We start from the raw sequence: 18,892 nt of genomic DNA, 5'->3' as shown, positions 1-18,892 counted from the left end.
CTGCTGGTTTACGGGTAAACTAAGGCTTATTTTGTTATTCTGCTGACAATGTAAGGCTGTGTCAATATGCCTGCTATGCCAACTCGATATTTAATTCCGAGGAAAATACTTTTCCATTGTTATCAATAATTAAGTTATGAAGACCGGGATACAATATATCCAGCCTTCTTTTTAAATTTTTAAGTCCGATACCGGTTTGTTCTTCTGTTGCTCTTGTGTAATGCACTACATCATTAATTACACTGAATGAAAACGTGTTAGAATCCTGAATCTTTTTAAGGCTGATATAAATGGTGGTTTCGCCGCTGGTGTCGGTGCCATGTTTAAACGCGTTCTCCACCAGCGATATCAATAGCATGGGTCCTATAGAAAAGTCTTTATAGTCATCTTCAAAATTCACTTTTACGGTTACTTCATCGCCAAAACGTAACAATTGCAGTTGGATATAGCTATTCAAATAGGCCAGTTCTTTATCCAGCGGCACCAGGTTATCGTCACTTTCATAAAGCATATAGCGCATTAACTGCGACAGATTAACGATAGCCGTTTCCACCTTGTCAGATCGTCTCCGGGCAAGGGCTGTAAGATTATTTAACACGTTGAACAAAAAATGCGGGTTAATTTGCGAACGAAGGAAATTTAGCTCGGTTCTCAAATGGACTGTTTCTCTTTCTTTTGCAGCGTGCAATCGTGCCTGGTTATCCAAAATAATCCGAAAGCAAAAACTACTAAGCAACGCTATAAAAGGCGGAAATACCGGGAAAAATAATGCTGGACCTTCTCTGAAAGGAGGAGGTGTTGTACCGGGCAAAGTGCCCCCGTTTGGCAACGTGAAACCCTGCGGGTGCGGTTTAAAGTCTCTCATGAGCCACCAGCAAAGCAAGTAGCCAGCTAATAAAGCCAGTAACAGCGGCAAATAAGCCAGCCATCGCCGATTTTTCAGCAATGGGTAAAGTAAATAGGTATGCGCGTAAAACAGCCCGAGCAATAAGGTATTGGAGGTTACCATATGCATAAGTATGCGGTAGCGAAGGCTGCCGGGAATGTTGCCCGGGAAACTCACAAGTATAAATAGCTGTAGTAACAGCCAAATCAATAGCGGCGTCAAATTGTAAAACCAGGAACGATAGGTTCGCTTACTCATAAAACAAATAAGGTTTAAAATACAATGATGCGCAAAAACAGTCGACCAATGCCCTAATTGACGAGACCAAACGCGTTAAATAATGTTAAAAAAAATAATAATGCCCTAACATGGTGTTTCTTTGAGCTGGCAATCCCCTAATGGTTGCGCGGCAAATATGCGGTGTATAATAGTTGATGATGAACCCCTGGCGCTGGAGCTTTTAGCAGATAATATTAAACAGGTTGAACGCCTGCAGCTGGTGGCAAGCTGCCGCTCGGCCGCCCAGGCGCTCCAGGTGTTACAAACCGAACAAATCGACCTGATCTTTTGCGATATTCAGATGCCGGGAATTACCGGGCTGCAACTGGTAAAAAGCCTTGCGCACAAACCATTGATCATTTTTATTACCGCCTATAATGAGTTTGCGGTAGATGGGTTTGAACTGGACGTGGTAGACTACTTGCTAAAGCCTGTCCCGGTTGAGCGTTTTCTAAAAGCATGTAATAAGGCACTGCACTTATTTGATACGCAAAACCAGCTACCGACCTTCGGTGTCCCTAAGACCCGAGATCATCTTTTTGTTTATGCTGATTATAACCTGGTAAGAATCAATCACGGTGAGATCACCTATATTGAAGGTTTGAAGGATTATGTAAAACTTCACCGGAAAGGTACAGATAAGCCCCTGCTATCCCGTATTACGATCAAAGCACTGGAGGAACAACTGCCTCCGGACCAATTTTTCCGAACGCATAAATCCTATATAGTTAACCTGGGTTATGTACAATCGGTACGTAAGGGCCGCATTAAATTACAGGATGTGGAGGTGCCTTATACAGATAACTATAGAGATGTGATAAGCCGGATGACGGGCAAGGCTTTTTAAAATTGCCGGCCAGAAGGGGCTTCGTCTACACATAGGTGGTGTTCATCTCATTTATTTGAAAGTGCCTTGCTCATAGTGCAAATTAGCATTGTTAAGCTAATTTGATGGATAAAAAACTACGTTACACCTTATTGCTGGTTTTAATAAGTGCTGTTTCCTACGGCCAAACTACCCGGGAAAAACTCAAGAAAATAAAGGTCGATCATTTTTTCACCTGCACGCTGGATCAATTAATGGATACCCTTTCAGCGGCCTACGATATCCCGATAGTTTACGAGCGCGATTCGCTGATGCAGATGGATATTACCGAGCACTTTTTTGATGAACCTTTGGGTAAGGTAATAAAATTTGCCTGCAGCGAAAATCATTTACAATTTTGGATAGAGAACGACGGCACAATATACATTTTACAGCAACCGGATGATCTTCCCCGGTTGAAACGCCAATACGAGCTCAACCAAACGGCACGTAACTTTAAGCCCAAGTTCCTGGCGCCGCCGGCCCATTTGCCCACCCATTTTCTGTATACATTATCCGGCAGGGTAACCGATCAGAAGACGGGGGAGGCGTTGCCGGGTGCCAACGTCAGGATCAGGGGTACTGATCTGAGCAGCCTTACCAACACCAGCGGTAATTTTACCATCCTGGGCATCCCGTCTGATACTGCTGTGGCAGAAGTTTCATTTACCGGTTACCAGCCAGACGTGTTTAGGCTGGATAGTACCAGCATAATTGGTAATGTGAGCTTTTCGCTTTATCCATCATTGAACACACTTAACCAGGTAACCGTTATCGGCAAAAAGAAAGGGGTGTTGAACACGGATAGTAAGAAAGTAAGCGTAATCCAATTAACCCCGGCACTGCTGGATAAACTGCCCAATATTGGCGAAAAAGATATCATGCGCGCCTTCCAGCTCATGCCCGGGGTTGCAGCAACCAACGAATCATCTTCGGGAATTTACGTGCGGGGTGGTACGCCCGATCAGAACCTGGTAACCTTTGATGGTTTTACTATTTACCAGGTAGATCACTTGTACGGATTCTTTAGCGCCTTTAACGCCAACGCAGTGCGCGATGTTGAATTATACAAAGGCGGCTTCTCCTCCAAATTTGGCGGCCGGCTCTCCAGCGTTACCGAGGTGCGGGGTAAGGATGGCAATAAAAAAGAAGCCAACATTGGCGGTGATATCAGTTTACTCAGTACAAATATTTATGCCGAAACACCTATAGGTACAAAAGCATCGGCCCTGGTGGCTTTCCGCCGGTCGTACCAGGGGCCTTTGTATAGCAAAATTTTTGGTCAGTTTAATACCAGCGCAGCAACTGGTGCCCCTGCTGGCGGCGGCGGTGGCCCGGGTGGTGGTGGCGGCTTTGGCGGCGGCGGCGGTGGTGGCGGCTTTAACAATCAAACAACGCCTTCATCGTACTTTTATGACCTCAATACCAAGTTTACCTACGCCCCAAGCACTCAGAATAATTTTACCTGGAGCCTCTATAACGGTACCGATAAGCTGGATAATAGCCGCGAAATGACGCTGCCCTCATTCCTTACCTCGTCGGGCGGAACGCTGAACATTGCCGATAAGACCCATTATGGTAACCTGGGTACCAGTGTTAAATGGAATACATCGCCGAGCCAAAAATTATTTGGCAGTACGGTGCTAAGCTACTCCAGCTTTTTTAGCGACCGGGACCGCGGAACAACCGGTACGATAACCGATTCTGCTACAACCACGAACATTAACAGCGGCATTCTTGAAAACAATAAATTGCGTGATTTCGGGCTAAAATCCGATTGGGAATGGAATGCCGCATCTAAAGTGAAGGTGCTCTTTGGGGGCTTCAACAGCAATGTGAAGATAGATTACACCTATACCCAAAACGATACAACCCAGCTCATCAATCAGCATAACTCCGGTTCAACTGCCGGCGCTTACACCGAGATAGAATACGATCCGAACAGCAGCTGGCATATTCAGCCCGGTTTTCGTACCACTTACTTTTCTCCTACCGGTAAGTTTTATTACGAGCCCCGTCTTTCCGCTATTTATCACCTTACCGACAATATTAATCTGAAGGGTGCAACGGGCAGGTTCTACCAGTTCACCAACAGGGTGATTCGTGAAGATGTAAGCGGGGGCGACCGCAATTTTTGGGTGCTGGCCAATAGCAGCAATATCCCGGTAGGTGTATCGGACCATTTTATTTTGGGTACCAGTTATGAAACCGGTAAGTACTTGTTTGATGTGGAAGCATACTACAAAAACCTCAACGGCCTTACCGAGTATTCTATCCGCCAGCTTGGCGGTGGCCAGGGTGGCGGCGGGGGTGGTTTTGGTGGCGGCGGCTTCGGCGGGCCAATGGGTGGCGGTGGCAGCACTACGGCTACCTCAATTACCGAGAACTTTTACAATGGATCGGGCTATGCAAAGGGGATAGAATTCCTGCTGCAGAAAAAGACCGGTATCTATACCGGCTGGATCAGTTACACCCTGGCAGAAGCCAAGAACAAGTTTGATGTGTACGGCACCGATTATTTTTCTGCAGCACAGGATATCCGCCACGAGTTTAAATCGGTAAACATGTATCACCTGCAACGCTGGAGCTTCGCAGCCACCTTTATATTCAGCACAGGGCATCCGTATACCGCGCCTGCGGCAGTATACAATATCAACTCGCTCGATGGTAATAAGATCAGCTACCTGTCGGTAAGTACCAAAAACGGCGAACGCTTGCCAGCTTATCACCGCCTGGATCTGTCGGCCACCTATGATTTATTAAAAACCGATGCCACCAAAATCGGCAGCATCAGCTTTTCGCTTTTCAACGTTTACAATCACCGCAACACCTGGTATAATGAGTACTACATCCGGGGTAACCAGGTCATAACCACTACCGTTAAATACCTCGGCTTTACACCAAATGTAACCCTTAGCCTCAAATTAAAATAATTAAAATGCGTACAATATATATTCTCCTGTTATCGGTAATGGTGCTTTCTGCCTGTAAAAAAGAGGCAACAACAGATGTCGGATCCCAACCCGTGATCATCAGTTACCTGGTGATGGGGCACCCCATAAGAGTGAACCTGTACCAGCAGAAAGGCTTTAGCGACACGGTTACTTTTGGTGCACGCATTACCGGGATGGCAGTGCAGGTATCTGATGGCAGCCAAACCATCAAGCTGGCCGAGCGCACTGCCGGTGTTTACACCTATACCGACTCCACTTTTTTGCAAACCGGCAAAACCTATACGTTGCAGTTTACCTATAACGGCGCCAACGTTACCGCTTCAACCCTTATGCCGGTTGCTGCTACGGGTTATGCCGCATCTAAGAATAAATTTGCGATAAAGGTGGGCGTAACAGCGGCCGAATTTGATTCAACAGCGGTGCGGTTTACCTGGAACAATCCCGACTCTTTGTACAACATGCTGGTTTTTAGAAGCGATGTATCGCAAACTTATACTTCGGCAACCGGGAACATCCCCACAAACTTTTCTATCGATACCAAGCAGGCCAAGTTTTACGATGTAACCTATCGCCGCTTTAGATACGCCGGGCCCTACAGTGCCATTTTGTACACCGTAAATAAGGAGTATATCGACATACTTACCACCAATACCAACACCAGCTCGCAGCAATTGAACAACCCGCCGGGCAATATCACCAATGGGTATGGTATTTTTACAGCCATGCAGGCGGATACGATCAGGTTAAACGTAACCAATTGATCGCTGGTTTTGCCGGGTGTTCCACTTTGTAAATGTGGAACACCTTATTGTTGCTTTATATTGATTTACAGGTAGTTAGATAAAAATTATGGAACAGATTGGAACATCCCTGTTATTGAGATAAACACTGTAAGTTGCTCATTATAAATAAGTAAGTAAAAAAGTAAATGTTGCAGAAAAAATAGATGGAACAGGTTTTTGGAACAGCCCCGGAGCGAACTTTTAGGCTGGATCGTCCTGGATAAAGTTGACACTTTTGATGGTTGATCCTGTTATAGGTTTACACTTTGATTTCAGCTATCATAAACGGAATCTTAGGCCCGGTAATACGCTGCTATTGATCACAATAAATTAACACCGCCTTTACACCATTGTTCCTTTTGCATCATAGCTTCGCGGCAAATATATTTGTATATGCAACAGGTTATAAAAATAAGCAAGCTGATTTTGGTCTTTGTGCTGGCTTCAACAATTGTTTCTGCACAGTCCAAAGTAAAAAAGTCGCTTTTTATTATCGCAGATGGCATCCCTGCAGATGTGATAGAGAAACTTGCCACCCCAAACCTTAACCTCATTGCTAAACAAGGTGCGTATTTACGTGCACATGTAGGCGGTGATAAAGGCACATACAGCCAAACACCTACCATCTCCGCCGTGGGTTACAATAGTTTGCTAACCGGTACCTGGGTAAATAAGCATAACGTTTGGGATAACGATATCAAGGCACCCAATTATCACTACCCAACCATCTTCAGGCTGTTTAAAGATCAGTACCCCAACAAAAAAATAGCTGTTTTTTCCAGCTGGCTGGATAACCGCACCAAACTGGTTGGCGATGGCATGGCCGAAACCGGCAACCTGCATGTTGACTACCATGCTGATGGGTATGAGTTGGATACGATGAACTTTAAGCACGATAAGCAGTCGGCCTATATGCATCGCATTGACGAGCAGGTGGTTGCCGAAGCCGTTAATTGCGTTAAAACCAAGGCGCCGGATCTTTCATGGGTTTATTTGGAATATACGGATGATATGGGACACCGGCATGGCGATAGCCCCGAATATTACAAGGCTATAGAAATGATGGATACGCAGGTAGGGAAAATATGGCAGGCCATTCAATACCGCGAAAAGAATTTTAACGAGGAGTGGCTGATCTTTATCACAACAGATCATGGCAGGAGCGAAGACAATGGCCGCAACCACGGTGGCCAAAGTACCAGGCAACGATCAACCTGGATGGTTACCAACGCTAAAGGCTTAAACAATTACAGCAAATATTATTATCCCGGTATAGTAGATATCATGCCTGCCATAGCCCGTTTTATGAACATCAATATCCCGGCTAAATTTGCGCGTGAAATAGATGGCACCCCGCTGGCCGGCCCTGTATCTGTAAGCGAGCTAAAAGTAAACCTGGTACAAGGTGCTATCGATGTAAGCTGGAAAGCAATGGGCAAGCCCGAGAACCTCAAAATCTGGGTGTCGGCAACCAATAATGTGAAAGAAGGCCAGCCTGATGATTATCGGCTTTTAGGTACTTTTCCGGCAGCCAAAGAGCATGCCCTTATTTCGGTAAAAGATCTGCCATCCGCCTATTATAAAATAGCCGTTGAAGGCCAATATAACACCGTAAATAAATGGATCGTGGCGGAGCCTGCAAAATAAAAGCTGGTGTTGTTGGTTCCCATTTAAACCTGGGCTGCTTCATTGCGGGGTTATCATATTTGCCTGCTTGTATAAACACGGTTAAATCTTATTTTTGCTGGCAAAACTTATTGCATGGCGATACCAAGTGAACGGCAGATTGTTAAATCCAATCAGCCGGAACTACCCATTTTCTTTTTGCAGCTCGGCAGTAAAACTAATTTGTTTTTTGATCAGGTTTTAAAACAGGCAGCTTTGTCCAACGGAAAAGAGAATGTATTTATCCTGACAGACACTAACTTCCAGCTTTACACCGCCTATAACTGCATTGATGTTGCGCCTTTTATTAATGGCGAACGGGAATTCGATCATTTTTACCAGCACCATTCCACCAATCCCTACTTTTTCGAGAAGGCCTGTTTCGACAGATGGTTCATTATGAAAGATTTGGCGGCGGATTTGGGTTTCGGCCAATTTGTACATGCCGATTGCGATGTACTGATCATGGAGGATCTTAAACCGCTGTATCAAAAATATATCAAAGGCAGGTATGATGGTACCGTGATGTTTTTTGAGCGCGACGGCGAAAGCGTAACATCCGGCCATACCTCTTTCTGGAATACCAGGTTAATCAATGATTTTTGCAATTTCGTTACCGGCGTTTATAAGGATAAAAAAGTTTTTGATATTATATTGAAAGATACAGTGGCCGGCAAGTTTCTTGATAATCGCAACGTTTCTGATATGATATTGCTGGATGTTTTCCGTACTGAAACAAAGCCCAATGCGCTGAATTTACTTTCTTTGGAGGATGAGGGCATCAGTGTAGATTTTAATGTAAATGTAGCTTACAACGGCTGGAAACATCAGTTCATTTGCACGGCCGATACAAAAATTAAAAAATTGCATCGCCGCGGTGGTAGTTTATACGGCAGGGTAGCAGGCCCGTTTAATGAGCAGAAGCACGCAAAATTCTATACCTTACATTTTCAGGGTTATTTAACCAAAGCGCTGATACCGCAGCATGTAACTGCTCAAAACATTTTAGAGTATATAGCTAACTATATCTTATCAAAATCTCACTACGCTATCCGTAGGCTCAAGCTGTTTAAAAATAGGATAAAGCGTAAAGTTTTGCGGTAATTACCTGTTAGGAAACGCTTGGTTGTAACAACGAGTAGTCATCCGAAAATTTGATTTATACCATCAATAAGTTGATTTGTTTTAATATATTTATCAAATAAGTATCTTAGGTGGAAATAGTAAAATTATATTGCGGTATAATATTTAAGTTTGTAAAATCCCCATTGATTAAAAAAGTATAAAATAGCTGCTTTGCTGTTAAATTTATGAAAAAAACTACGTCTGCTTTTTTTGCCATTTTACTTGCCGTGGTGGCGTTATCCTCATTAAATTCCTGCATATCTTCCCGCAAACTAGCTTACTTTAATAATATTCAACACGATAGTACGGCAGTAATTGATGTTCAGCGGCTGGAGACAAAAATAGCGGTAGCAGATATCCTGCAGATCAATATATCTACGCCAGATAATTTAACTACCGGGATACTGAATGCAAATACAGCTGTAAGTTCGGGCGGCAATGGCGTAAGCGGTTATTTGGTTGATCAGTCTGGTGACATCAAAATTCCACTGATCGGCGCTGTCAAGGCAGTTGGTTTAACAAAAATTCAATTGTCTGATGCCATCACCAAAGTGCTGTTAGATAAACAAATAGCAAAAAACCCTATCGTTAACGTGCGGATCCTGAACTTTAAAGTAACCGTACTGGGGGAGGTTAACCGGCCGGGCGTAATTCAGGTAGCCAACGAGCGGATAACTTTGCCCGAAGCAATAGGAAATGCCGGGGACCTTACCGTTTATGGTAAGCGTAACAACGTGCTTTTAATAAGAGAAGTAGATGGCAAACGCACCTGGAAGCGGTTTAACCTCAATAACAGCGAGCTGTTTGATAAGGATATTTATAATCTTCAAAACCAGGATATTATTTACATTGAACCAAATAATGCAAGGGCCGCAGCTTCAGATAGAAGCACGCAGCTCATCCCTTATGCATTTAGTGCCATCTCTCTGCTGTTGGTGATCTATGTCCAATTTATCAAGAATTAATTACTTTTTCGGTTAATGAAAAGCAATGCCCCGTCTACCAATGTCACCAATCCTTTTGAGGGTGCCTCTCAAAAAAATGCTTTAGGCAATATAGCTTTCAGGTATTTGCCTTTTTGGCCAATATTTGTACTAACAATTGTGGTTTCATTGTTGGTAAGCAACTTTTACATCAAATATCAAACGCCGATATATGAGGCGGCGGGCACTATTTTGCTGAAAGATCAGAAAGGTGGTGGTGCCGACGGAACCGTTTTAGAAGCATTGGGTATTTCGGGGTCTCAAAAAACGGTGGATAATGAGATCGAAGTATTGAAATCGCGGGTGCTGATGCAGCAGGTAGTAAAGGAAATGGGTTTGTATACCATTTTATACCACAAAGGCGCGCTGAGAGACGTGCTTATCTATCCGGGGCCTGTTAAATTCATTGCTTTAAATTCAGCAGACTTAAAAAATTCTCCAAATTTACCCATATCCTTTGAGTTTGTTCCCACCAAGAAAATAGTGATTATTTCTGGTGTAAAGTATCCACTTGGCCGGCCGGTTCATACACCCTATGGCGATTTTATTATTAATCCAACACCACAAAATGCGAATGTGCCCAACGAGGCATTTAAGGGAGAGTATTTTTTACAGATCCGCACGCTGAATACTGCTGCCGGGTATGCCGGGAGTAGCTTATCGGTAGCACCTGGGGGGCGGCAATCTTCCCTGATCGCATTGCGCTTTATGGACCAGGCACCGGCGAGGGCAGAGGATCTTGTAAATAACCTGGTTAGGGTTTACAATCAGTCTGGCATCACCGAAAAAAACCAAACTGCGGAAAATACGCTTGCCTTTATTAACGAACGCCTGGTTAATGTGAGCAAGGAGCTCTCGGGTGTTGAAACAGAGATGCAGGATTACCGTACCAGCAATGGCATTGTTGACCTTTCTGCAGAAGGCAGGGTTTACATGGAAAACGCTCAGAACAATCTAGATAAACTTGCCGGCATCCAGCTCCAGATGGATGTACTGAACCAAATAGAAAAATACATCGTTCGTAAAGGCACCAATGTTGGCACAGTACCTTCTACGCTTGGCATTACAGATCCTATATTGCTGCAATTGCTGGACAGGCTGTATACCGCGGAGTTAGAGTTAACAAATCTTAAGCAAACAGCAGGCGAGAACTCGCCGCCGGTTGCTGCAGTGCAGGAACGCATCAACCAGATAAAACCCGGATTACTCGAAAACTTAAACGCGCTGCGCCAAAACTTAATTACCACACAAAAAACTTTAAGGGCCGAAGGCAGCAGCAATTCTTCGCAGCTAAGAACTGTGCCGCAAAAGGAACGTAAGTTTTTAGAGATCAGCCGGCAGCAAGCCATTAAAAATAACATCTACACCTTATTGCTTACCAAACGCGAAGAAGTTCAACTCTCCCGCGCGGCTGCGGTTGCCGATAGCCGTATCATTAATTTTGCAGAGGTAAAAAGTACTCCGGTTAAGCCTATTCCGCTTAATATATATCTGGTTGGGTTATCAGTAGGGATCATTATCGGGATATTGTTTGTGCTGGTAAGGGAGCAATATAACCAGGAAGTGCTTTTCCGATCGGAAATTGAGCGTAAAACCGATGCTACCGTACTTGCAGAGCTTTTGCATGACGACAGCGGAGAAACGCTGGTTATTAAGGATGGCAGCCGAACAGTTGTTGCAGAACAATTTAGGGCCTTGCGTACTTCACTAAGTTTTATCGGCATCCAGGGAGATAAAAAAACCATCCTGGTAACCTCTTCTATATCCGGCGAAGGTAAAAGCTTCACGGCCATAAACCTGGCAGTAAGTTTAGCATTGACAGGCAAAAAAGTTGCAGTTTTAGAGTTCGATTTACGTAAGCCGAAGATCAGTAAGATGTTGGAGATTGCGCAGGAGCCTGGTATAAGTAATTATATGGCGGGCCTGGCAACTTATGAAGAAATAAACTTGTCTATGGTAGATAAGGAATTGCCGGGATTAGTGATATTGCCCGCTGGTACCATTCCGCCAAACCCAACGGAACTTATGCTGAACGGCCGCCTTGATCTGCTTATGGCCAGGTTAAAAGATGAATTTGATTATATCCTGATAGATTCGCCGCCAATTGGCCTGGTAACTGATGCCAAAATCTTAAACAAGTACGTTGATGCCAGCTTGTACATGGTACGCCATAAATATACGCCTAAGTATTATTTGAACCTGATTGATCACATTTACTCCAACAACGAGTTGACCAACTTAAATATCATTTTTAACGGATTGAAATTAAGGGGTGTTCTTGGCAGCTATGGCCAGGGGTATGGTTACGGCTATGGCTACGGTTATGGGTATGGCTACGGTTATGGTAACGGTTACAGTTACGGTTATACGCAGGAAGCCGATACTAGTAAGCAGGGTTTAAGAGGGTTATTCAACAAGCTCTCCAAAAAATCGAATCAAAAAACAAAAAAGAAACGTACAAATAATTAAGTTACAATTGCTGAACGCTTGTTCAGGCACAAATCAAAATAAATAATAATGGAGTTAGATACGTCAGATCAGCAATGGGATTTAGAAATTAAGCCTCATGATACCGTTTTTAACCTTCACCTGAAAGATGTTTGGAACTATCGCGACCTGCTCTGGCTTTTGGTGCGGCGTGATTTTGTATCATTTTATAAGCAAACGGTGCTGGGGCCGCTGTGGTTTTTTATCCAGCCAATATTTACAACCCTGGTTTTTACCTTTGTATTTGGTAACCTGGCTAAAATACCTACGGGCAACGTTCCGGCTCCTTTATTTTATATGTCGGGAACCATTGCCTGGAACTACTTTTCAGATTGCCTTACAAAAACGTCAACGGTTTTCAGGGATAATGCAGGGATTTTCGGTAAGGTGTATTTCCCAAGGCTTATCATGCCACTAAGTATTGTTTTCTCCAACCTGGTAAAGTTTGCGGTGCAATTTGTACTGTTTCTATGCTACTTTACTTACTACATCATCAAATATCACTACAGCGGCGGCGATCCGGTAAATCCAAACTGGTACGCATTGCTGTTTCCTTTTATTATGGTTTTAATGGCCATTCAGGGCCTCGGCCTTGGCCTTATGGTTACTGCCATGACAACCAAATACCGCGATTTAACTTTTGTGGTAACCTTTGGTATGCAACTGATGATGTATGCTACACCTATCATCTATCCACTATCCGAAGCTTATAAAAAACACCATGAATTTGTGGCATTTAACCCGATGAGTGGTTTGATAGAAACCCTGAGATATGGCTTCACAGGCGGCGGACAGTTTTACCCGGCGGTGTTTTTTTACAGCGTTGCAGTTAGCCTTGTTTTATTCTTTTTAGGTTTAGTGGTATTTAACAGGGTAGAAAAAGACTTTGTTGATACTGTATGATATAATGTGTATATTACAGCATGGGTGACATTGCCATAAAAGTTGAAAATTTATCAAAAGCGTACCAATTAGGCGATTTTGGTACAGGTACACTCAGCCGCGATATTGAACGTAAATGGGCCCTGCTAAGAGGTAAGGAAGATCCTTTTTTGAAAATAGGTGAAACTAACGACCGGGCCACAGCCGGTACAAGTGATATTGTTTGGAGCTTAAAGGATATCAGCTTTGATATTAAAAAAGGCGATGCCGTTGGGGTAATAGGCCGCAATGGTGCAGGTAAAAGTACGCTGCTGAAAGTATTGAGCCGGGTAACGGTACCCACCCGGGGTTCGGTGAAAATTATGGGTCGGGTGGCGAGTTTACTGGAGGTAGGTACGGGTTTTCATCCGGAGCTTTCCGGTCGGGAAAATATATTCCTGAATGGTGCCATACTCGGCATGCGCAAGCATGAAATAAAAAGACAATTTGATGCTATAGTAGATTTTGCCGGGGTTGAACGATATATTGATACACCGGTAAAGCGCTATTCCAGCGGTATGTACGTAAGGCTGGCCTTTGCGGTAGCTGCCCACCTGGAGAGCGAGATAATGATTGTAGACGAGGTGCTTGCCGTTGGCGATGCCGAGTTTCAGAAGAAATGCCTTGGCAAAATGGGCGAGGTAAGTAAAGGCGAAGGGCGAACGGTACTGTTTGTAAGCCATAATATGGCAGCAATAAACAATTTGTGTACAAAATCCATTTTGCTTAAGCATGGACAGATGCAAACCATGGATTTTACCCATACCGTTATTGATAGATACATCCGCACGGGTGAAAATAGCGATGGGCAGGCGAACTTTGATGATATTATTTTAAAGCAGTCATCTACCCGGGCAGGTTTCTTTGCATTAAGACTGTTATCGCGAAGCAAAGGCATCACCGCTGATTTCGCGATAACCGAAGATATTATTATTGAGATAGAATACGATGTTTACGAGAATGGCACGGTGATACAACCCAGCATACACTTGCTGGATATGCTTGACACCTGCATTTTTGCAACCTTCAACGGTCCATCGGCCAGTGTAGCACCGGATCCGTTGGCAAATAAGCCGCTGCAAAAAGGCAGATACAAAGCAACGTGTATTATTCCGGGTAATTATCTGAACGATAAAAACTATAAGATCAACGCATTCCTGGTGCCCGGGGATATGGCCGATATGGCGGTTGCCGAAAATGTGTTGTCGTTCTCGGTAATAGAAACCGGCGATATGCGTAAAGAATATACCGGTGACTGGTGGGGCGTTGTGCGCCCTAAATTGGCATGGGCTACCGAGCCTGTTTAAACGGCAGTAAGGTGTAGCCTGTAAATTATTAAGCGACAATTAGATGATGCATCCGTTACTTACTATAGCTATACCCACTTACAACAGGGCGCTGCTTTTAGATCAGTGCCTTAACGCGCTATTGTCCCAGCTTAGTACGGATTTAAGATCGCGCATCGAGCTGATCGTATCTGACAACCACTCTACTGATCATACGATGCAGGTGGTTGAGCAGCACATCAAGTCGGGCTATCTCATTAAATACCACAAAAACCAGCAAAATCTTGGGCCGGACAGAAACATTGCATCCTGCTTTACCAATGCCACCGGCAAATATGTGTGGATTTTTTCTGATGATGACTTTTTGCTGCCGGGATATTTAAAATTCATTGTTGACCTGCTGGCTAAAAACGAATGGGGTGCTGTACATCTTAATACGCTTTGGTACAGTGATACTTTTGATCTGAACCCGCCGTTGCCAGCCGGCATTAGTTATGATAGTTATACAGAACCGATGGCGTATATGGCCCGTATAAGCTATTGGGCCACTTTTATAACCGGCAACATTATTAATAAATCGCTTTACGCAGATCTGGATTTTATCCCGGAATTTTTTGATACCTGCCTGGTACAACTCAGCTGGACATTACCTGCATTGTTTAAGGGGAAACCCAGTGCCGTTGTGAATGATAAAGTGCTGGCCTGCAGGGCCGATAATACCGGGGGCTACCAGTTGTTAACGGTGTTTTCTAAAAACTTTAATAACATAATGGACAAATTGATAAGCCGGGGACTTGTAGATAAGCGAATAAAGCGGGTAATCAATTCTAACCTATTGCATTCGTTTTTCCCGATGTTTATTAATAAGCCGGGAAAAGGTTTCAATAAGGAGAAACCCTTTAAAGTAATGGTGCCCGTGTTTTGGAATTATAAATCGTTTTGGCTTAAAATATTCCCGGTATTGATCAAGAAACAGTTATTTAAAAATGTCAGTGTTTAATAATTTAATCGGCCAATTATTCTACAAAATTTTACAGTCTGGTTCTTATACCGGGCGTAAGGACGATGCTGACCAAAAAAGCCTGTATGGCGATCTTAAATTCAGGGGCAAAGAATCAACCCTGCCTAACCAGGCCATTGTAAGAAATCCAAAATATATATCTATAGGTAATCATTTTTCGGCCCTTTATAATTTGCGGCTGGAAGCCTGGGACAGCTACGAAAAACAGGTTTTTACCCCGGAAATTGTTATCGGCGACTATGTAAGCATGGGTACAGATGTGCACATAGGCTGTATCAACAAGGTTACCATAGGCAGCCATGTTTTAATGGGGAGCCGCATTTACATCAGCGATCATTCGCACGGGGATACCACAGCCGCATCCATTGCATTGCCACCTTTAAAACGGGAACTGATTTCCAAGGGCCCCGTAACCATTGAAGATAATGTTTGGATAGGCGAGGGTGCCTGTATCATGCCAAATGTGCATATTGGTAAAAACGCAGTAATTGGTGCCAATGCCGTAGTAACCAGGAATGTGCCTGCCAATGCGGTTGTGGCAGGTGTGCCGGCTAAAATAATAAAGATCATAGAGGCGTGAAGCATAACATCAAACCAGCTATTTGAATGAAGGCAGCCTACACTATTTGTGCTAATAATTACCTGGCCGCCGCAAAGGTGTTAACGGAGAGTTTTACAAAACATCATCCGGGCATCTCCTTTTTTATTGTTTTGGTTGATCGGAAAGATCCTGATATCCGCTACGAAGATTTTTGTAAAGAAAACATTCTTTTTATCGATGATATAGTACAGCTGGATATAACCGGGCTAAGCAAACGCTTCAGCATAGCCGAGCTTTGTACAACAGTAAAGCCCTTTGTTTTCCAATACTTTTTTAAGCAATATCAACAGGTGGTTTACCTGGACCCTGATATTTGCATTTATGCACCGTTGACAGATTGCTGGGAAGCGCTAAATAAACACACGTTTGTGTTAACCCCGCACCTGATGAACCCGGTTGACGATGGTAAAAAGCCAAGCGACTTGTATACACTGCGTACCGGGATTTTCAACCTTGGTTTTTTAGGGCTCGCAGAAGGTGAGGAACTGCATAAGTTTTTAATATGGTGGGGCCAGCGCTTATTGGTTTACGGGTACTCCGATTGGGATAACGGCATGTTTTACGACCAGATTTGGGCCAACTATATCCCCGTGATGTTTACGAATTATTTGATACTTAAACATTACGGATACAATGTAGCCAATTGGAACTGGCACGAGCGCACGCTTGTAAACCCAGGCAAGGGCTGGCTGGTTAATGAGCAGTACCCACTGGTATTTTTTCATTTTAGCAGTTACCAATATGCGGTGCCATCGGTGCTTTGCAAATACAACACCCGGTTTAACAGGGATAACAGGCCGGATATTGCCGCTGTTGTTGATGCTTATCATGCCGCTTTAAAAACAGCCGGTGCAGACATAGTGATGAACGCCCCTGCCTGGTACCAGCAACAGCGCCTGCAGCAGCAGATAAAAGACTTTGCCGCGCGGCCCTTGAAAGAAAAGGTAAGGAACCGGCTCGGTAAAATAATGGAAAGGATACTAGGCTAACCTATGCCTATAACCAATAAAATGTGTGTGATTATCCCGGTACACCAACCGGTTATTGCGGCAGCAGAAGAACTATCTTTACTGGCCTGCAAGGCACATTTAACCGCGTACGATTGTTATCTGCTATATCCGGAAGGGATGGATGTAAGCGCTTATACCAGCATCTATCCTGGTTTGTTGCTTAAGCCTGTTCCAGGTGAATGGTTATCCTCTATCGAGAATTATAACAAAATGAAGCTCAGCATCAATTTTTACCAGCTGTTTGTAAAGTATGCTTATATGCTTACCTACGAGCTTGATGCTTATATTTTTGATGATGATTTTGAGCAGGCGAATGCCTATAAGTTCGATTATATTGGCGCCCCTTTTTTTGAGGGCTACTGGGCCGCCAAACCTGGGGCGCCTTTTACAAATGGCTGCAATTCCGGGTTTTCGGTGCGCAATATCCATGCGTGCATCAATGCGCTTCGGTCCTTATCAAAGTATAAATTAGGATGGCTGCTGTATAAATTTACGTTGGGCCAGTCATCCCGTTTAAGAAGATCGGTTAATAAATTAACAAAGGGCAAATATGAGGTTTTTGTAACCGGTCGTTTTGCTTTCAGTTTTGCCAAATTCCACCTGAACGAAGATTTGGTGTGGTCGGAAGTCATTCCACAGCTGGTGCCTTCATTTACGGTTGCCGGCGGGATGAGTGCGCTGAAATTTAGCTTTGAATATAATTTGCCCGAAAGTCTCCAATTAAACGGCGGCAAGTTGCCCTTAGGTTGCCACGCCTGGGCAAAGCATCCTGCTTTTTGGAAAGACTACATTAATATGGGTAACCTGATAAGGAAAGGACCGGCTGATGAAGTTTGATTTTTACCTGTCAGAAATGTCGGTATCGGATAAACACGGCGGAGGCTTAACCTTGCAACGGATTCTTGGAGAAGACCTCAACAGTATAAGTCATTTTATCCACGTTAACCGCTTTGCGGCAGATCTGCCAGCTAAAGGGGATTTTTTAGCCCGAAGCACTGATCTGTTAGCATTTTGGGAAACTGATTTGGTAAGGAAAGTAATAGGCAGATCCTTATCGGCAAGGCTTGGCAAAACGCTGCTGCTGATGAAGATGCAGGCCGGTGCTGCTGCAAAAAAAATCAGTAAGTTGTTTGAGGGGAGGCAGGAGCTAACCTGTTTGGTATGCCCGCAGGGGGCGAATGCTATTTTGACGCTGGAAGCACTGATGAAGCTGAGGAAGGTAAGCTATGTTACCTGGATGATGGATGACCACCTGGCAGGTTATAACGGCACAGAATGGCAGTACCCGCCGGGTATGGAACTCACTTTTGCGAAGCATTTGGCAAATGCCCGGCAGGTATTTGTAATCAGCCCTGCTATGCAGCAGTTTTACAAAGACCGCTTCGGTATTGCATCCACCGTTCTCTTTGGCTCTTCGGCAATGGCAGATGCCAAAGTTACCGGTGTGAAGAAAAATGCCGGTGTTTTGCGCATCGGATATTTTGGCGCTGTTGCAGCGTGGCAAATAGATGCGCTAAGCGCATTTGCGCGTGCACTGAACGGCACTGCTACGCAGCTGGATATATATACCGGCATAGATAGGTTGCCAGCAGAGCTGGTTACCGATAATATTCATTTTAAAGGCAGCTTGCCGCCAAGCCAGGTGCTTGCCATGATGCAAAGCTATGATGCGGTATTATTACCGGTCAGTTTTCAGCAAAACATGCGGAATATGTCACAGTTTAATATCGCCACTAAAATGAGCGAGTATTTGGCCAGCGGCGTACCTATTTTAGCTGTCGGCCCTGCATATTCCGCTATGATTACGTATCTTGAGCGTAACAAAGCGGCGATAACTGTCCCATCGGATAAAGAAGATGATATTCGCGGGGCTTTTACGGCGCTGCACAACCCGCAGCTGATTGCCACAATATTGCAAAACGCCCAAAAACTGGTGCAGCAGCAGGTAGGTGCCAACCCTATGCGTTCAATTTGGCAAGCGGCAATGAACGCTTTGCCCGAATTTAATTGATTTAACAAAACATTAA

15 protein-coding genes are annotated in these 18,892 nt (G+C 44.1%); 14 read left to right on the top strand and 1 reads right to left on the bottom strand.

The genetic code is table 11. The features are described 5' to 3' along the window. Positions 1 to 73: 73 nt before the first annotated feature. A complete protein-coding gene (locus A0256_22925; GenBank protein AMR34097.1) occupies positions 74 to 1,144 on the bottom strand; it encodes a hypothetical protein in 1,071 nt (356 codons plus the stop codon). Positions 1,145 to 1,301: 157 nt separating this feature from the next. Between A0256_22925 and A0256_22920 the strand changes: the two genes are divergently transcribed. The 14 genes from A0256_22920 to A0256_22855 all read left to right on the top strand — a co-directional run bounded on the left by A0256_22920 (position 1,302) and on the right by A0256_22855 (position 18,876). Next, a complete protein-coding gene (locus A0256_22920; protein ID AMR34096.1) occupies positions 1,302 to 2,012 on the top strand; it encodes a DNA-binding response regulator in 711 nt (236 codons plus the stop codon). 104 nt (positions 2,013 to 2,116) lie between these two features. Further along, positions 2,117 to 4,963 carry a hypothetical protein gene (locus tag A0256_22915; protein ID AMR34095.1) on the top strand — a complete coding sequence of 949 codons (2,847 nt, stop codon included), beginning with the start codon at positions 2,117 to 2,119 and terminating at the stop codon, positions 4,961 to 4,963. A 38-nt stretch (positions 4,964 to 5,001) separates the two neighbouring features. Continuing rightward, positions 5,002 to 5,745: a hypothetical protein gene (locus A0256_22910; GenBank protein ID AMR34094.1), complete on the top strand. Its 744-nt coding sequence runs from the start codon at positions 5,002 to 5,004 to the stop codon at positions 5,743 to 5,745. Positions 5,746 to 6,159: 414 nt separating this feature from the next. Then, entirely contained in the window at positions 6,160 to 7,413 is a 1,254-nt protein-coding gene (locus A0256_22905; GenBank protein AMR34093.1) for a nucleotide pyrophosphatase, read from the top strand. Between the two features lie 114 nt (positions 7,414 to 7,527). After that, on the top strand, positions 7,528 to 8,535 hold the full coding sequence (locus A0256_22900) for a hypothetical protein (protein ID AMR34092.1): 1,008 nt from the start codon (positions 7,528 to 7,530) through the stop codon (positions 8,533 to 8,535). 206 nt (positions 8,536 to 8,741) lie between these two features. Further along, a complete protein-coding gene (locus A0256_22895) occupies positions 8,742 to 9,521 on the top strand; it encodes a hypothetical protein (protein ID AMR34091.1) in 780 nt (259 codons plus the stop codon). Positions 9,522 to 9,536: 15 nt separating this feature from the next. Beyond that, entirely contained in the window at positions 9,537 to 12,008 is a 2,472-nt protein-coding gene (locus A0256_22890; protein AMR34090.1) for a hypothetical protein, read from the top strand. A gap of 48 nt (positions 12,009 to 12,056) precedes the next feature. After that, positions 12,057 to 12,929, top strand: coding sequence for an ABC transporter permease (locus A0256_22885; GenBank protein ID AMR34089.1), 873 nt, complete (start codon positions 12,057 to 12,059; stop codon positions 12,927 to 12,929). 20 nt (positions 12,930 to 12,949) lie between these two features. Continuing rightward, positions 12,950 to 14,254, top strand: a complete 1,305-nt coding sequence (locus A0256_22880) for an ABC transporter ATP-binding protein (protein AMR34088.1) — start codon at positions 12,950 to 12,952, stop codon at positions 14,252 to 14,254. A gap of 43 nt (positions 14,255 to 14,297) precedes the next feature. Further along, positions 14,298 to 15,233, top strand: coding sequence for a hypothetical protein (locus tag A0256_22875; protein ID AMR34087.1), 936 nt, complete (start codon positions 14,298 to 14,300; stop codon positions 15,231 to 15,233). Beyond that, on the top strand, positions 15,220 to 15,834 hold the full coding sequence (locus A0256_22870) for a hypothetical protein (GenBank protein AMR34086.1): 615 nt from the start codon (positions 15,220 to 15,222) through the stop codon (positions 15,832 to 15,834). Before A0256_22875 ends, A0256_22870 begins: the two co-directional genes overlap by 14 nt. 26 nt (positions 15,835 to 15,860) lie before the next feature. Continuing rightward, a complete protein-coding gene (locus tag A0256_22865; protein AMR34085.1) occupies positions 15,861 to 16,844 on the top strand; it encodes a hypothetical protein in 984 nt (327 codons plus the stop codon). Between the two features lie 3 nt (positions 16,845 to 16,847). Continuing rightward, complete coding sequence (locus A0256_22860) at positions 16,848 to 17,702, top strand: hypothetical protein (protein AMR34084.1); 855 nt, start codon at positions 16,848 to 16,850, stop codon at positions 17,700 to 17,702. Then, the gene (locus tag A0256_22855) at positions 17,692 to 18,876 is read left to right on the top strand and encodes a hypothetical protein (GenBank protein ID AMR34083.1); all 1,185 of its coding nucleotides are present in this window, start codon (positions 17,692 to 17,694) and stop codon (positions 18,874 to 18,876) included. Before A0256_22860 ends, A0256_22855 begins: the two co-directional genes overlap by 11 nt. Positions 18,877 to 18,892: the final 16 nt, after the last annotated feature.

Source organism: Mucilaginibacter sp. PAMC 26640 (assembly GCA_001596135.1).
In the GTDB taxonomy this organism is placed as follows: Bacteria; Bacteroidota; Bacteroidia; order Sphingobacteriales; family Sphingobacteriaceae; genus Mucilaginibacter.
This window is presented reverse-complemented; position numbering and strand designations above follow the sequence as displayed.

Excerpts from the sequence above, each read along its gene's own strand:
- A0256_22925 (AMR34097.1), bottom strand. The coding sequence starts at position 1,144 with ATGAGTAAGCGAACCTATCGTTCCTGGTTTTACAATTTGACGCCGCTA.
- A0256_22920 (AMR34096.1), top strand. The coding sequence starts at position 1,302 with ATGCGGTGTATAATAGTTGATGATGAACCCCTGGCGCTGGAGCTTTTA.
- A0256_22915 (AMR34095.1), top strand. The coding sequence starts at position 2,117 with ATGGATAAAAAACTACGTTACACCTTATTGCTGGTTTTAATAAGTGCT.
- A0256_22910 (AMR34094.1), top strand. The coding sequence starts at position 5,002 with ATGGTGCTTTCTGCCTGTAAAAAAGAGGCAACAACAGATGTCGGATCC.
- A0256_22905 (AMR34093.1), top strand. The coding sequence starts at position 6,160 with ATGCAACAGGTTATAAAAATAAGCAAGCTGATTTTGGTCTTTGTGCTG.
- A0256_22900 (AMR34092.1), top strand. The coding sequence starts at position 7,528 with ATGGCGATACCAAGTGAACGGCAGATTGTTAAATCCAATCAGCCGGAA.
- A0256_22895 (AMR34091.1), top strand. The coding sequence starts at position 8,742 with ATGAAAAAAACTACGTCTGCTTTTTTTGCCATTTTACTTGCCGTGGTG.
- A0256_22890 (AMR34090.1), top strand. The coding sequence starts at position 9,537 with ATGAAAAGCAATGCCCCGTCTACCAATGTCACCAATCCTTTTGAGGGT.
- A0256_22885 (AMR34089.1), top strand. The coding sequence starts at position 12,057 with ATGGAGTTAGATACGTCAGATCAGCAATGGGATTTAGAAATTAAGCCT.
- A0256_22880 (AMR34088.1), top strand. The coding sequence starts at position 12,950 with ATGGGTGACATTGCCATAAAAGTTGAAAATTTATCAAAAGCGTACCAA.
- A0256_22875 (AMR34087.1), top strand. The coding sequence starts at position 14,298 with ATGATGCATCCGTTACTTACTATAGCTATACCCACTTACAACAGGGCG.
- A0256_22870 (AMR34086.1), top strand. The coding sequence starts at position 15,220 with ATGTCAGTGTTTAATAATTTAATCGGCCAATTATTCTACAAAATTTTA.
- A0256_22865 (AMR34085.1), top strand. The coding sequence starts at position 15,861 with ATGAAGGCAGCCTACACTATTTGTGCTAATAATTACCTGGCCGCCGCA.
- A0256_22860 (AMR34084.1), top strand. The coding sequence starts at position 16,848 with ATGCCTATAACCAATAAAATGTGTGTGATTATCCCGGTACACCAACCG.
- A0256_22855 (AMR34083.1), top strand. The coding sequence starts at position 17,692 with ATGAAGTTTGATTTTTACCTGTCAGAAATGTCGGTATCGGATAAACAC.